General features: G+C 45.8%; 13 protein-coding genes. All 13 read right to left on the minus strand.

Going from position 1 to position 15,829, the window contains the following annotated elements; all coding sequences use genetic code 11:
* Positions 1-15 precede the first annotated feature (15 nt).
* A complete protein-coding gene (gene scpB / locus LIQ05_RS02805; RefSeq protein ID WP_226818427.1) occupies positions 16-585 on the minus strand; it encodes an SMC-Scp complex subunit ScpB in 570 nt (189 codons plus the stop codon).
* A gap of 3 nt (positions 586-588) precedes the next feature.
* Positions 589-1,380: a segregation and condensation protein A gene (locus LIQ05_RS02810; RefSeq protein ID WP_226818428.1), complete on the minus strand. Its 792-nt coding sequence runs from the start codon at positions 1,378-1,380 to the stop codon at positions 589-591.
* 17 nt (positions 1,381-1,397) lie between these two features.
* Positions 1,398-2,186: a metallophosphoesterase gene (locus LIQ05_RS02815; protein WP_226818430.1), complete on the minus strand. Its 789-nt coding sequence runs from the start codon at positions 2,184-2,186 to the stop codon at positions 1,398-1,400.
* Positions 2,187-2,195: 9 nt separating this feature from the next.
* Positions 2,196-3,224, minus strand: a complete 1,029-nt coding sequence (locus LIQ05_RS02820; protein WP_226818431.1) for a molybdopterin-binding protein — start codon at positions 3,222-3,224, stop codon at positions 2,196-2,198.
* A gap of 64 nt (positions 3,225-3,288) precedes the next feature.
* Positions 3,289-5,037 (minus strand): ABC transporter ATP-binding protein, encoded by a 1,749-nt coding sequence (locus LIQ05_RS02825; RefSeq protein WP_226818433.1) that lies wholly within the window; start codon positions 5,035-5,037, stop codon positions 3,289-3,291.
* 172 nt (positions 5,038-5,209) lie between these two features.
* A complete protein-coding gene (locus LIQ05_RS02830; protein ID WP_226818435.1) occupies positions 5,210-6,472 on the minus strand; it encodes a D-alanyl-D-alanine carboxypeptidase family protein in 1,263 nt (420 codons plus the stop codon).
* A 167-nt stretch (positions 6,473-6,639) separates the two neighbouring features.
* Positions 6,640-6,951 carry a P-II family nitrogen regulator gene (locus LIQ05_RS02835; RefSeq protein ID WP_318289455.1) on the minus strand — a complete coding sequence of 104 codons (312 nt, stop codon included), beginning with the start codon at positions 6,949-6,951 and terminating at the stop codon, positions 6,640-6,642.
* Between the two features lie 294 nt (positions 6,952-7,245).
* Positions 7,246-8,331, minus strand: a complete 1,086-nt coding sequence (gene mnmA / locus LIQ05_RS02840) for a tRNA 2-thiouridine(34) synthase MnmA (RefSeq protein WP_226818437.1) — start codon at positions 8,329-8,331, stop codon at positions 7,246-7,248.
* A 161-nt stretch (positions 8,332-8,492) separates the two neighbouring features.
* Positions 8,493-9,668, minus strand: a complete 1,176-nt coding sequence (locus LIQ05_RS02845) for a cysteine desulfurase family protein (protein WP_226818438.1) — start codon at positions 9,666-9,668, stop codon at positions 8,493-8,495.
* Between the two features lie 20 nt (positions 9,669-9,688).
* Positions 9,689-10,861 (minus strand): serine hydrolase domain-containing protein, encoded by a 1,173-nt coding sequence (locus tag LIQ05_RS02850; protein WP_226818440.1) that lies wholly within the window; start codon positions 10,859-10,861, stop codon positions 9,689-9,691.
* 114 nt (positions 10,862-10,975) lie between these two features.
* Entirely contained in the window at positions 10,976-12,526 is a 1,551-nt protein-coding gene (cls, locus tag LIQ05_RS02855) for a cardiolipin synthase (RefSeq protein WP_318289446.1), read from the minus strand.
* Between the two features lie 174 nt (positions 12,527-12,700).
* Positions 12,701-12,877: a 30S ribosomal protein S21 gene (gene rpsU / locus LIQ05_RS02860; RefSeq protein WP_004222305.1), complete on the minus strand. Its 177-nt coding sequence runs from the start codon at positions 12,875-12,877 to the stop codon at positions 12,701-12,703.
* Between the two features lie 159 nt (positions 12,878-13,036).
* A complete protein-coding gene (alaS, locus tag LIQ05_RS02865) occupies positions 13,037-15,676 on the minus strand; it encodes an alanine--tRNA ligase (RefSeq protein WP_226818442.1) in 2,640 nt (879 codons plus the stop codon).
* Positions 15,677-15,829 lie beyond the last annotated feature (153 nt).

A 15,829-nucleotide genomic window follows, 5' to 3' on the forward strand; every position in this document is an offset into this window, starting at 1 on the left:
GTCCTGTACGATATCCTACACATCCAGCTTCAGCTGAACTTCCTCTTCCGCCTCTGCCTTAAAATCCGCCATTTTCACCGGATCCACAGCAGGCAGCTCTTCAAGTCCCTGGACCCCGAAGGTACGGAGAAATTCTTCTGTAGTACCAAAAAGGATCGGTCGTCCCGGTGCGTCCAGCCTTCCCAGTTCCTTAACTAGATTATATTCCACCAGCTTATTTACTGCATGGTCACTTTTTACCCCTCGGATCTTCTCGATCTCCGCTTTGGTAACCGGCTGTTTGTACGCAATGATGGACAAAGTTTCCAGCATAACATCGGTAAGAGCCGGTTTCTTGGGCTGCATGGCAATACGGATCAGGCAGCCGTAATAATCCCGCTTGGTGCAGAGCTGGTAAGAGTCCTCCAGCTCAATGATCTGGATCCCCCTGCCTTCATCTTCGTATTTATCCATCAGATTGTGGAGCAGCTTCTCTGTGGTCGGCTTATCCTGCTGGATTGCCTTCGCGATCTGCCCGAGCTCCACAGATTCTCCCATTGCAAAAAGAATGGCCTCAATAGCACCTTCTAATCGTTTTATTTCCATATATTATCCTTCTTCCTCTGCAAATTCCGTCAGATTCTTCCATGTCTCCGGTTCGGTCACAACATCAATCTGAATATCGTCAAAAATCTCTTCCTGAACCACATGGATATGTCCCATTTTGATCAATTCCAGCACAGAAAGAAAGGTAACGATCACCTGTACCTTAGAGCACTGTTTCTTAAGAAGTTCGCGGAAGCTGAATTTTCTATGGTTTTTTGCAAATTCTTTCATCTCCAGCATTTTATCAGAAAGACTGACCTCCTCCTTCTCGATCTTACCAAACTGGCTTCGGATCGGGTCCCGCCTGTCATCCTGGCGCCGGATAATAGATTGATAAATGGCATTTAATTTTTCCAGGGTAAGACCTGCCAGAAGCTCAGAAGGATCTACTGGTTCCCGGTATTGAAGCACCTCTTTTGGCACATCTGGTCCGCGGAAATAAACGCCGCTGGCATCATCCATCTTGTCCTTCAGCTCATAAGACATATACTTGTACATCTTATATTCCAGAAGCTTCTGAACCAGCTCGGCTCTTGGATCTTCCTCTTCTCCCTCCTCATTCACTTCTTTTGGAAGGAGCATCCGGCATTTGATATCCAGAAGAGTGGCGGCCATAACCATAAATTCACTCATCACACCAAGGTCTTTTTTTTCCATGGCGTGAATGTATTCCATGTACTGGTCTGTGATTTCCACAATCGGTATATCATAAATATCAATTTTATTCTTATCTATAAGGTGAAGGAGCAGATCAAGGGGTCCTTCAAAAACATTCAGTTTTACGGGAATTGCCATGGTCTTTCTTCTCTCCCTTACAGTTTCATTTCTATAAAAATCAGTTCTCTTGGATTATGGATCCGAAGAGGCACTGTGTGTTCCCCAAGGCCTGCACTTACAATCATGCACTTACCTTTTTTGTAAAAATCGCCACAGCAGTATTGGGGAAAAGGTATAAACTGGGAACTGATGGCACCCACATGCCTGGAAAAACGGAGTACGCCGCCATGGTAGTGCCCGGACAGGATCAGGTCTGCGCCCCAGCGAAAATAAGCTTTGCCATATTTGGGGTTATGGGCAAGCAGAATGTTTATGGCAGCTGGATCTGGTTTTCCCATAAGCTCTTCCAGTTTTTCAGAGGTGAGCTCCGGTGAAAAAGGTTTGTGATAGTATTCCAAGGGAAGCTCCAGTCCATTTACCACAAAAAGATTTCCGCATAAGGAAATGGGAATTTTTTCGTTTTCCAGGAAACAGATTCCGTTCTGCTTTAATTCTGCCTTGTATTCCAGGTACTCATTCCGATAAAGGTGTCCTTCTGCCTTCATTTTGGTTTCGTGATTTCCCATAGCATAAAAGGTGGGGAAATCCTTTGCCAGTGTGCAAAGCAGATTTCTGGCGCTTTCCAGGGTGGATGGATCCATCCGGACCACCATGTCTCCGGCAAGAAGAATGGCATCAGGGGCATGCTCCTGGATTTTTTTCAGCAGAGCACTGTTTTCTTCACCAAAAATGGTTCCGTGAAGGTCTGCAAGGACGGCAAAACGTACGCCTTTTTTTATTTTCGGGTTGTGGACTTCATAGGTTACTGTTCGGAATTTTTCCATAAATCTCCTTTACTTTCCAAATCCGCAGTTAGGAAAAGTACAGACCTTGCAGTTCAGGCAGAGACCGCCTTCTCCGTATGCTGCCACTTCTTCTGCAAAAATCTCATCATCTGCCATGATTCTTGGAAGGACCAGGTCGAATACAGTGCGCTTCGCATACATAACACAGCCAGGCAATCCAAGGACCGGGATGCGTTTTCCATCTTTCTCGTAGTAAGCAATGAGAATCATGGCACCTGGCAGTACTGGTGCACCATAGGTGACTACCCGTGCTCCGGTGTCACGGATTCCACCAGGGGTACGGTCATCGGGGTCTACACTCATGCCGCCGCTGCAGACTACCATGTCTGCGCCCTGATCAATAAATTCCATAATATCGGCTGTGATCTGTGCCTTGTCATCTCCCGGAGTGGTCTGGCCGATCACTTCCGCTGGATATTCGGCAAGCTTATCTTTCAGTACAGGGGTAAAGGTGTCCTGGATCAGACCTTTTTTTACTTCACTTCCGGTTGTGACGATTCCTACTTTCTTGAAGTGATAGGGAAGAATGGAAAAAATAGGTTCTGGACCAGCGGCTTCCACAGCTTTGTCCATTTTTTCTTTTTCGATCACAAGGGGGATGATCCTGGTTCCTGCCAGTTTATCTCCTTTTTTCACCGGAAAATCTCCGTGGCGGGAGGCGATCATCATCTCGCCCAGAGAGTTCACTGCCAGAAGGGCATCCCTGCGGATTTTCAGCACACCGTCTTCGTCAGCGACCAGCTCGATCTTGCCCTCTTTCACGTCTGTTCCATGCATGGAAGCTCCCGCACAGATTTTATATAGAATATCGGCGCCTTCATTTTCATGAAGAACTCCCTCTTTCTTTTCCCATACAAAAAGATGCTCTTTTCCAACGGAAAGGAGTAACGGAATGTCTTCTTCTTTTACAATGTGTCCTTTGGAAAACAGGACTCCTTTTTTCTTATCTCTGATGATCTGCGTGATATCATGGCAGAGGATATGACCTACTGCGTCTTCTGTTCTTATTTCCTTCATGCTGCAATTCCTCCAATATATAAGCTCTTTCAGCACATTCATAGCTTTTGAGATGCCACAGCTTTTACAATCCAGCCTTACAAAGCTTCGCGTAAACACCATCTTTTACCATCAGCTCCTGATGGGTGCCTTCTTCTGCAATTCCCTCTTCAGTCAGTACCAGGATTCTTCTGGCATTGCGGATGGTGGAAAGTCTGTGGGCGATCACGAAGGTGGTTCGTTCTTTTGCAAGGCGTTCCAGAGACTCCTGCACTACCTTCTCGCTCTCGTTATCCAGAGCTGAGGTTGCCTCGTCGAAGATCAGGATCGGTGGATTCTTCAGGAAAGCTCTTGCAATGGAAAGGCGCTGTTTCTGTCCTCCAGAGAGCTTCACGCCGCGCTGTCCAATGTCTGTGCCGTAATTGTCTGGCATTTCCATAATAAAGTCGTGGGCATTGGCGAGCCGGGCTGCCTGGATTACTTCTTCATCTGTAGCATCCGGACGGCCGTAGCGGATATTTTCCATAATGTTTCCAGCAAACAGATATACATCCTGCTGGACAATTCCAATCTGATTACGAAGATCCTTCAGTTTGATCTTCCGGATATCTTTTCCATCCAGATAAATGGCACCGGATGAAACATCATAAAATCTGGGGATCAGACTGCAAAGGGTAGTCTTTCCTGCCCCGGAAGTACCTACAAGGGCAACGTAATCACCAGGCTTTACTTCCAGATTTACATTGGAAAGCACTTTCTCATCATGATCCTCATAATGGAAGGATACGTTCTCAAAACGGATATCCCCCTCCACATGATCCAAAGAAACAGCGTCCGGTGCATCCTCAATATCCGGCGCAATGGACATCATTTCCAGGAAGCGGTCGTAACCGCTGTAGCCGTTCTGGAACTGCTCGGTAAAGTTTACCAGCTTGGTAACCGGCTCTGTAAAATTGTTAATATACAAAAGGAATGTTACAAGATCCGTGGCACTTAAATCCCCTGCTGCCAGGAACAGGGCTCCGGAAACCAGTGCAGTAACTGTAATCAGCGTGGTAAACGCATCCATGCCAGCATGATAACCTGCCATATAGCGGTAAGTCACACGCTTGGAATCCACAAAACGCTCATTTCCTTTACGGAATTTCTCAATCTCGCGCTTCTCATTTCCAAAAGATTTTACTACGCGGATTCCAGAAAGACTGTCCTCGATCTGGCTGTTGATCTCGCCCATGCGCACACGGTTTTCCTTAAATGCACTTTTCATCTTTTTATTATAAATCAGCGCATAGATCAGCATAATAATTACAACTGCGAAGCACAGCAGCGCCATCTGCGGCTTTACATTCATAAGAATGACCAGTGCTCCGAACAGCTTGATCACTGAGATCAGAATATCCTCCGGTCCATGGTGGAGAAGCTCTGTAATATCAAAAAGATCACTTGTGATCCGGGAAAGAAGCTGACCGACCTTCTGATTATCATAAAATGCAAAAGAGAGCTTCTGGTAATGGCTGAATATCTCATTTCGCATATCATGCTCAATATAAGCGCCCATCATATGCCCATAATAGGTAATAAAATAACGGCTTCCAAGCTGCACCAGAATCAGTACCAGCATTCCAACCCCGATTTTCAAAATCATGGTCTTCGCTTCATCCGCTGACATTTCACTTATGGAGTTCATAATATAACGAACCATCAGTGGAATGACAAGTGTCACTGCTGCTCCAAGGAATGCAAAAAAAAGGTCAGCAAAAAACAGTCCCTTATATGGTTTATAATAGCCTGCCAGCAGCTTTAATCTTCCAGTCTGTTTTTTCTCTTGTTTCATGTGATTCTCCTCTGGTTTTGCGGCTGTATTTTTGTATGACAGCTGCAAAAATTTTTCATACAGAGTTTATTATAAACCGCCGAGGACTGTTTTGTCAAAATGCTTCTGTAATTTGTACAACTATTTTTAGGGGCAAAGGCGAAAATCAGGTTCTCCTGCCATACTACGTTTTTTACAATAGCTTTAATAACCTTTCCAGACAGTTTTTATAGGTTGCTTTTTCTATGGTTTCAGTGAAAAGAATGTTGACCTCCCCAAGTTTTTGTCCATTCTGGTAATACTCCAGAGTCCCGGCAATACCGCCTGCTTTTACAGGTGCCTGGACCTGGGTTTCCAGCTTCAGTTTCCGTTCCACTTCGCCTATGGTTTTTCCGTCAGTACTGAGATACTGGAAATTCTTTTCGTATTTTACTTCGGTGGTTGGCTTAGTTCCTTTTCGGACCTCTATCTGGGGAAGCTTTTCGGGATTTTCATCTGTGTAAAGACTGCATTTGGAAAAACCGTAGTTCAGCATGGCAGCAGCATCCTTGAAGCGGACTTTGTAATCGGGCGCTGCCATAACTACGGAAATTAGGGTAATGTTATTTCGGGACGCCACAGCAGATACACAGTACTTTGCCAGACTGGTACTTCCTGTTTTTAATCCTACACAGCCGTCGTAGCTGCGAAGAAGCTTGTTGGTGTTCGTTAATCCAAACTCTTTGGAGCCTTGTCTGGTTACGTGGGTGATATTTTCCATCCAGATAGAGGAGTATTCCAGAATTTTCGGGTATTTGGTGATCAATTCCCGGCTCATGAGGGCAATGTCACGGGCTGTGGTGTAGTGATCTGTGGAGTCCGTCAGCCCACAGCAGTCCACAAAATGAGTATTTTTCATTCCAAGACCAGCTGCCCGCTCATTCATCTGCCTCACAAATTCCTGCTCGCTGCCCCCGATATGCTCTGCCATTGCTACACTGGCATCATTTCCAGAGGCAATCACGATGCACTTAATCATAGTCTCCACATCCTGGGCTTCCCCTTCCTCCAAAAACACCTGGGAGCCGCCCATAGACTTGGCATAAGCACTGGTGGTTACAATGTCATTCATTTTCAGTGTACCATTCTCCAACGCATCGAAAATCAGGATCAACGTCATAATCTTCGTAATACTTGCCGGACTTCGCCTGGTGTCCGGATCCTTTTCGTAAATTACAGTGCCTGTGCTGGCTTCCATTAAAAGAGCAGAAGGCGCCTGTACAAGAGTGTCATCTGTAACCACTTCTACCTCTTTCGTTTTCTCCTGTTCTTCTACGGGCGCAGCGGTATTGTCACTTACGTTATCCTCTGTCCTTTTCTCCTGTTCTTCCCCATATGTAATCCACCAGCCCGGTCCCACCATGAGACTAGCCAGCAAAATAGGTAAAACCGCCTTTCTTATTGCCTTTCCAAGCATAGGAGGTCTCCTCAAAAATAAATTCTATTCTATTGTAAAACAGACATCTCAATTTTATTACTATAATCTCCAAACCAGATCGCATAAACTGTTTTCCCTTTCCACAGCCAGGCTTTCTGCTCTTCGTCACATTCCCGTCTGCATCCACATAACTCTCTGTATGGAGATTATGAATTTTCTTCCTCATTTTCCAGAATCCGCAGTCCGGCGGTGCTGGTTACGGGGAGGGAGAATACAATGGTTCCAGCTTTGGAGGTGAGACCAGCTTTTTCCATAATGGCGGTCATGATGGCATTTTTCTGCTCTGCTTTTGCTACAATAAAGATCACCTCTTTTTCTGAAACCAGGGAAACCCCAAGAAACTGCTCCGCCCGCTTCATTCCCACACCTTTTCCGTGAAGAACAGTTCCGCCGGTTGCACCACCCTCTTCTGCGGCTTTCATCACCTGGGTGTTATATCCGTAATTGGCAATTGCCACGATCAATTATATTTTTTAATCTATACGCTCCACTTTGCTGCCTGATATGGATTATTGTAACATTTTCCCATGGGGTTAGTCATCTATAAAGTGAAGATATATTCTTAACTTTTTGTAAACAAGGTTACGGTTCACGACCTAGCCCCAAACCACTTCGCGGCACTCAGAACGCTCCGTTTTTACTCTTTGTCTGTATAAGAAAAAACAACCAGAATTTAATATAGATTCCGACTATATTTCTTCTGGTTGTTTTATTTTATAACATTTTAATGGATTTATTATAATGCAATTTTATCAGCCTACGATCACTCCACCGCCGATGACTATATCCCCGTCATAAAGTACAGCTGCCTGCCCTTTGGTAATGGCACGCTGGGGCTCGTCGAAGGTGATGTGTATACTTCGCTCTCCTGTAACCTTCACAGTTGCCCACTGTTCCTTCTGGCGGTAGCGGACTTTGGCTTTGGCGCGGAATTCTGCTGGCGGATTTTCAAAGGAGATGAAATTAAAGTCTTCCACATCCAGTTCACGGTGGAACAGGTCTTCATTATCTCCAAGGATCACACGGTTCTCTGCCGGACAGATCTTGGTGACGTAAACAGGCTTGCCAGCTGCAATGCCAAGCCCCTTTCGCTGACCTACCGTGTAGCCTATGATTCCTTTATGCTGTCCAAGCACATTTCCATCTTTGTCTGTGAAGTCTCCTGCCGGGTAATCTTTCCCGGTAAAACGGCGGATAAAGCCAGCATAGTCCCCATCTGGGACAAAACAGATATCCTGGCTGTCCGGCTTATCTGCATTATAGAAATTCTGCTGGTCGGCGATCATACGGGTCTGGTGTTTGTTCATGTCTCCAAGGGGGAACATGGTATGTGCCAACTGCTCCTGGGTAAGAGAATAGAGGACATAGCTCTGGTCTTTCGCAGGATCGGCTGCTTTTTTCAGAAGGTATCTGCCATCTTCCCGCTGTTCGATTCTGGCATAATGACCAGTTACTACATAATGACAGCCAAGTTCCTGTGCACGATGGTAAAGGCTGTCGAATTTCAGGTAGCGGTTGCAGTCAATACAGGGGTTGGGGGTCGCACCGTTTTCATAAGCGGCTACGAAGCGGTCCATTACCTGTTTCTTAAAATCTGCCGTAAAATTAAATACATAATATGGGATTCCAAGATTGTGGGCTACACTTCTGGCGTCTTCTACATCATCCAGAGAGCAGCAGCTTTTCTTGCGGCTTACGCCTGCGTCTTCATTCTGGAATAGCTTCATGGTAACGCCAATGCAGTCGTATCCATGTTCTTTCATCATGTAAGCGGCTACGGAAGAATCTACACCGCCGCTCATGGCGATTAATGCTTTTTTCATGTTGTCTGATTCCATATTTATACCTCGTTAAGTGTACTGTAATTTCCGGACGCGATTTTGCAATGTATATTCACCGCCGTGCGTCCAGGCATTCCTGAAATGCACGGCTACATGAATACACATTGCAAAATCGCTGGTTACTGATAAATTTTTCTTCTGTATCATACACGATTCTTCTATTTACTGCAATGTCTTTTCTGCCAATCATCTGACATTCCACGGAGATGATCTACCACCTGGGAGATCACTTCCAACATATAGTCAATTTCTTCTTCCGTGTTGGAGATGTCAAGGCTGATCCGAAGGGAACCCTGGGCAATCTCGGGAGTAAGGCCGAGAGCCAAGAGAACATGGCTTGGATCCAGGGCGCCGGAGGCACAGGCGGAACCAGAGGAGGCGCAGATTCCCTTGCTGTCCAGAAGGAGAAGGAGGCTTTCGCCAGATACGCCTTCAAAGCAGATATTTACATTTCCTGGCAATCGCTTATCCCTTGGACCATTCAGAATGCTATATGGGATCTGGAAAAGCCCTTGAATCAGGCGATCTCTCATGGCAGTAACTTTGACCGCATTTTTTTCCATCAAAGCACACTCTTCTTTCAATGCAGCTGCCATTCCCATAATCGCAGGCAGATTCTCCGTACCAGGGCGCTTCCCACGCTCCTGACCGCCGCCTTCCATAAGGGAGGTCAGTTCAATTCCCCGTTTCACATACAAGGCGCCGATTCCTCTGGGACCATGAAATTTATGGGCAGAAAGAGATAACATATCAATGTTCTGCTTCTTTACATTTACTGGGATATGCCCTGCTGCCTGCACTGCATCTGTATGAAAAAGTACCCCATGCGCCCGGCAAACTTCTCCAATCTCTGCAATAGGAAGAATGGAGCCGATCTCATTATTCGCAAACATAACCGTAACCAGGCAGGTATCCGGTCGAATGGCCTCTTTCACCTGAGCCGCTGTAATATTTCCTTCTGCTGCCACATCCAGCAGCTGCACCTCAAAGCCCTGATCTTTCAGCTTTCTTAAAGTGTGAAGCACTGCATGATGCTCAAACGCCGTAGAAATAATATGCCTCTTATTCTGCTTCAACCCTAGCATAGCCGCCGACACAATCGCCTGATTATCTGATTCCGTTCCCCCGGATGTATAATAAATCTCCTTCGGTGTACATCCAAGACAGCGCGCAATCTGCTCCCTTGCCGTCTGCAAAGCATCATTCGCCTCCATTCCAATCTGATGAAGACTAGATGGATTCCCATAGGTATTTTCCATTGCAGAAATCATGGCGTTCATCGCTGTCTGGCTTATTTTTGTAGTTGCTGCATTGTCTGCATAAATTCTAGGCATAACTCTAAGTCCTCTTTATATTACATTCCAAGAAGCAGCACATTCCGCAGCCTCCTGGTAAGATCAAATGTCCCTGCATCCTTCTTCTGCATCATCATCAGAATGGTCATATTCTCCTTCGGCAGATTTGCAAAATAACACCCCAGCCAGCCGTCCCAGCCATATTCGCCCTCACAGGCCGCAAAAGGTGCCCTCCATGAATCTGTCATCACGCGCATGAGATTTCCATAAGAATACCCATTCATCTCCCACCACTTGTCAAACCATTCCTGCTGATAAGGCACAAGCTTATGTGTGGTCATATACTCCACAGTTCCAGGCTGAAGGAGCTGTCTGCCCTGGTAATTGCCCTTATCCAAAAGCATAGCTGCAAACCTGGAATAATCATCCAAAGTAGACACCAGCCCAGCTCCACCAGCTTCATAAGCCGGCGAAACATCCATAGAAAGACGAATTCCAAGACTGTTTTCCCTGAATTCCTTCATTTCCCCGGTAGTCTGCTCATAAGCCACAGCCAGTCTGTCCAGCTTCTCCTTTGGCACATAGAAACCAGTATCCTTCATTCCAAGAGGCTGAAACAGCTCTTTTTCCAGGAATTCACCATACCTCATCCCGGAAGCCTTCTCCACCACCGCTGCCAGAATATCCGCAGAAACACCATATTTCCAACGCTCCCCAGGCTGAAATTCCAAAGGACATCTGCCGATCTTATCCGCAAATTCCAAGGTACTCATAGGATGATCTGTATCCAGCCGCTCATGCACCTCTTCTAACACATTCCCAATAGCATATTCGGTGGCACTGCTGTTTCCACCGTAAGTCAGACCACTGGTCATAGACAACAGATGATAGATTGTCACATTATGCCATACTGGAGCCAGTCCGCCTGGAACGGACACCTTCTGATCTGAAAAACCCGGAATATACTTAGACACCGGATCCGCCAGATCGATCACACCTCTTTCAAACAAGAGCATGGCTGCCGCAGCTGTAATGGGCTTTGTCATGGAAAAAAGCCGAAACAGGGTATCTCGCTCAATAATTTTCCCTTTTGCCTTGTCCGCATAGCCGCACTGGAGATACAACTCCTCCCGGCCGTCCTTTACCACCATCATATTCATACCGGCAATCTGATTCGCCTTTACTGCCTGGTCCATAATCCTCTGAAGCTGTTTCTTTGTCTCTTCTCTCATGTCTGGCCTCCTGATTCATTCTGTAAAAAAATCCATTGTTCCATCTGCATAAACAGATACAAAAGAACTACCAATAGGTCAATACAGCGCCCATATTTCCATTCTGGATCAAATTTACAACATGGGGGCAAACAGCCTTAAAATGCTCTGCATTGCCCGCACTGCAATATTTCTGCCCCTGCAGAATTCCAAAGATACCTGATTACAATATTCCAGGGTATCTGTGAAGTCCTTTTTGATATCATAAATCACCCGGTTCCGATAGATCCATACACCATCCTCAAAGTGAAGATACAGGCTTCGGTAATCCAGATTGATGGTTCCTACCACGCCAATCTCATCATCACACACAAAGGACTTCGCATGGAGGAAACCAGGCTGGTATTCGTAAATCTTCACTCCTGCCTCCAAAAGCTGTTCATAATAGGACTGGGTAAGCAAAAATACCAGCTTCTTATCCGGAATGCCCGGCGTCATCAGCCGCACATCCACGCCGCTTTTTGCCGCGAGGCAAAGAGCAGTCATCATCTCATTGTCAATAACAAGATAGGGAGTACAAATATATACATACTTCTTGGCACGATTGATAATGTTCAGGTAAACATTCTCTCCTACTGTCTCATTGTCAAGAGGAGAATCGCAAAATGGCTGAATATATCCATCTCCTGCGAAGGCCTCCGGATGCCATACATGGGGAAGATACTCCTCCAGGCTGTTGTCCTGACGGTTATAAGTAACCACATTCCACATATGGAGGAACATGGCAGTCATATTCCAGACGGCCTCACCTTTTAACATAACTGCAGTATCTTTCCAATGACCGAAGCGCTCCTTCTGGTTAATATATTCATCTGCCAGATTCACGCCTCCGGTAAATCCGACGTAACCATCAATAATGCAGAATTTACGGTGATCACGGTTATTCTGGATAATGTTCAGGATCGGGCGGAAGGGATTGAACACCTGGCACTTAATGCCCTTGGCCCGCATGGTTTCGTAATATTTATGGGGAAGCGTGGTAAGACAGCCCATGTCATCATAGATCAGACGGACATCTACCCCTTCCTTCACTTTCTTCTCCAGTATATCCAGAATAGTCCGCCACATCACCCCATCATGGATAATAAAATATTCAATAAAAATATAATGCTGTGCCTGCTCCAGCTCCCTCACCAGAACTGGGAACATGTCATCTCCCACCTGAAAATATTCTGCTGTGGTATTTCCGTGGATCGGATAGCCGGCATTGCGGTATATATAATCCGACTGGTTGCATGCAGACGCATCCTCTGCCTCCAGCCGTTCATGTATTTCGGGATCTGTCTGTAAAAGGTTGCTGGACTTCTCCAGCATTTCATTAAAACGATCCTGCATATAATTGGCAATTCTGGAACGGCCAAATACAAGATACAAAACAAGACCAAAAATGGGCATACAAAGGATCAGCATGGTCCATGCCAGTTTATACGAGGGATTTATCTTTCGGTTTACAATTTTCAGGACCACCAGAATGCTGATCACATCCAGGGTAATAGACATGTATCTGGAATACCCTGCAAGACGCAGAAATATGGTTAACAGCCAGCCAAGCTGCACTGCCATGGCAAATATTACATAAAACACCCGGTTAAACAGAAGCTTGGCTATTTTTTTCAAAATCATCATAAGTTTATATTTTCTCCTCCATACACCGGTCAGCAACAAAACGGACATGTCGCCTGCCAGCGATATCATCATATATAAAAACCAGCTCTTCCCAGAAAACAATGAGCCAAATTTGACGGTATTGCTGGATTTAAAAATCCCTGACTGAATGCAGCCAGGGATTTTTGCGCACAATTAATTATATTTACGTTTTCTTGCGGCTTCAGATTTTTTCTTACGACGAACGCTTGGTTTCTCGTAATGCTCTCTTTTGCGGATTTCCTGCTGGATACCTGCTTTTGCACAGCTTCTCTTGAATCTGCGAAGAGCGCTATCTAAAGTCTCGTTTTCTTTTACGATAACGTTTGACATAGACTCACACCTAACCTCCCTCCAGTTGTAGATTGTGCTAAAATACAACTGTCTGGGTATTTTTCTTGCACGAACATTATTATATATCATGCACTCGGGGTTCGTCAACATCTTTTGGTTTAATTTTACAAAAATTTTTGACAAAATTTTGAGTGTTTTTTAGTGAATCTGTCCTTCCAGGATTCCAGCTACTGCTTCGATTGCCTCGCCAGCCTTCTCTGGATTCTTTCCACCAGCCTGAGCCATGTTCGGGCGTCCACCACCGCCGCCGCCAACGATTGCAGCCACAGCCTTGATCAGGTTACCAGCATGTGCTCCTGCTTTCTGTGCAGAATCAGTAGCCATTGCAAGAAGGTTTACCTTGCCCTCATTTACTGCAGCAAGGACAACGACACCCTCGCCAAGCTTCTCCTTCAGCTGGTCGCCAAGATCACGAAGTCCGTTCATGTCAACGCCCTCTACCTTGGCAGCAAGGAGTTTCACACCTTTTACTTCTACAACCTGATTCATAACATCCCCAAGAGCCCCCTGAGCCAGTTTGCTCTTCAGAGACTCGTTCTCGCTTGCAAGAGTCTTCACCTCACCCTGAAGATGTGCGATCTTCTCTACCATCTCAGAAGGATTGGTCTTCAGGGCCTTGGCAGCCTCATGAAGAAGGGCTTCCTGCTTCTTATAGTATTCCAGAACTCCTTTTCCGGTCAGTGCCTCAATACGACGGACACCTGCTGCAATACCAGACTCAGAAACGATTTTAAACAGCATGATGGAGCTTGTATTTGCAACGTGGGTACCACCGCAAAGCTCTTTAGAGAAGCCGCCCATGGATACCACACGTACCTTCTGGGAATATTTCTCACCGAACAGTGCCATAGCACCGGATTTCTTAGCTTCCTCTACATCCATGATATCGGTGTGAACATCAAGTGCTGCCTGGATCTGCTCATTCACGATCTGCTCTGCTTTCTCAATCTCTTCAGCGGTCATAGCTGTAAAGTGGGCAAAGTCAAAACGAAGTCTGTCAGCAGTTACAAGAGATCCCTTCTGCTCTACGTGGGAACCAAGAACTTCTTTCAGGGCTTTCTGAAGAAGATGTGTAGCACTGTGGTTCTTCTCGATATCTTTTCTTGCTGTAACATTCACTTTCAGGGAAACAGTTTCTCCCTTGGAGATCATGCCGGATTCCATATGTCCTACATGACCGAATTTGCCACCGCGAAGCTTGATGGTATCTTCTACAATAAATTTACCATTTGCAGTTTCGATCACACCGGTATCTCCAACCTGACCACCCATGGTTGCGTAAAAAGGTGTTTTCTCTACGAAAATGGTGCCCTTCTGTCCTTCCATCAGGGAATCTACGATCTCAGTCTCTGTGGTAAGAACGGTGACCGGGGACTCGAAGGAAAGATGATCATATCCAACGAACTCTGTAGTAACAGCGGTATCGATCTGGTCATATACAGTGGCGTCAGCTCCCATATAGTTGGTTACCTCACGTGAGGAACGTGCTTTCTCTCTCTGCTCATCCATAGCAGCCTTGAAGCCATCCTCGTCGATCTCGTAGCCCTTCTCCTCAAGGATTTCCTTGGTCAGATCAAGAGGAAATCCGTAGGTATCATATAATTTAAATGCGTTTTCACCGGAAAGGGTCTTCTCTCCAGCTGCATTCATAGCCTCTTCCATATCAGCCAGGATACGAAGTCCCTGGTCGATCGTCTTACCGAACTGGTTCTCCTCGTTGGTGAGAACGTTGAAGATAAATTCCTTCTTCTCTTCCAGTTCCGGATATCCATCCTTGGAGCCGTCAATTACTTCTGCACTCAAGATAGCAAGGAAGTTGCCCTCAATTCCAAGAAGTCTTCCGTGTCTTGCAGCACGGCGGATCAGACGGCGAAGTACATATCCACGGCCTTCGTTGGTCGGCATGATACCATCGGAGATCATGAATGTTGCAGAACGGATATGGTCTGTAATCAGGCGGATGGAAACGTCGTCCTCATGATGTACCCCATACGGTTTGCCGGAAATCTTACTTACCAGGTTGCGAAGGGAACAGATGGTATCAACATCGAAAATAGAATCTACGTCCTGCACAACAACAGCCAGACGCTCAAGTCCCATACCGGTATCAATGTTCTTCTGTTTCAGGGTTGTATAATTGCCATTACCGTCGTTCTCAAACTGAGTAAAGACGTTGTTCCATACTTCCATGTAACGGTCGCAGTCGCAGCCAACTGTACAGCCAGGCTTACCGCAGCCATATTTCTCTCCACGGTCATAATAGATTTCAGAACATGGACCGCAGGGACCTGCGCCGTGCTCCCAGAAGTTGTCTTCTTTGCCAAATTTGAAAATACGCTCTGCCGGAATTCCGATCTCTTTATTCCAGATATCGAAAGCCTCATCATCCTCCAGGTATACAGACGGATAAAGACGGCTGGCATCCAGACCTACTACCTCAGTCAGGAACTCCCATGACCAGTGAATGGCTTCTCTTTTAAAGTAATCTCCAAAAGAGAAGTTACCAAGCATTTCAAAGAATGTACCGTGACGTGCGGTCTTACCTACATTCTCAATATCACCTGTACGGATACATTTCTGGCATGTGCTGACCCTTGTACGGGGTGGTTTCTCTGCTCCTGTAAAATATGGTTTCAGTGGTGTCATTCCTGCATTGATCAGCAGGACACTTTTATCGCCCTGTGGAACCAATGGAAAGCTTTTCATAACAAGATGTCCCTTGCTCTCCATGAAATCCAGAAACATTTTTCGAAGTTCGTTTACTCCGTATTTCTTCATTTCAATTCTCCTCCTACGCAATAAAGAAGTTCTTTTGTTACTGTTCACCGGTAATATTCCGCGAGGTGTTTTTGTGAACGGATTGAACAGTAACCTGCATTCCTCTTATTGGAATGCTTGCATGGTCTATATGATATCATATATCTTTATTAC

The organism is Blautia glucerasea (assembly GCF_020537505.1).
Classification (GTDB): Bacteria; Bacillota; Clostridia; order Lachnospirales; family Lachnospiraceae; genus Blautia_A.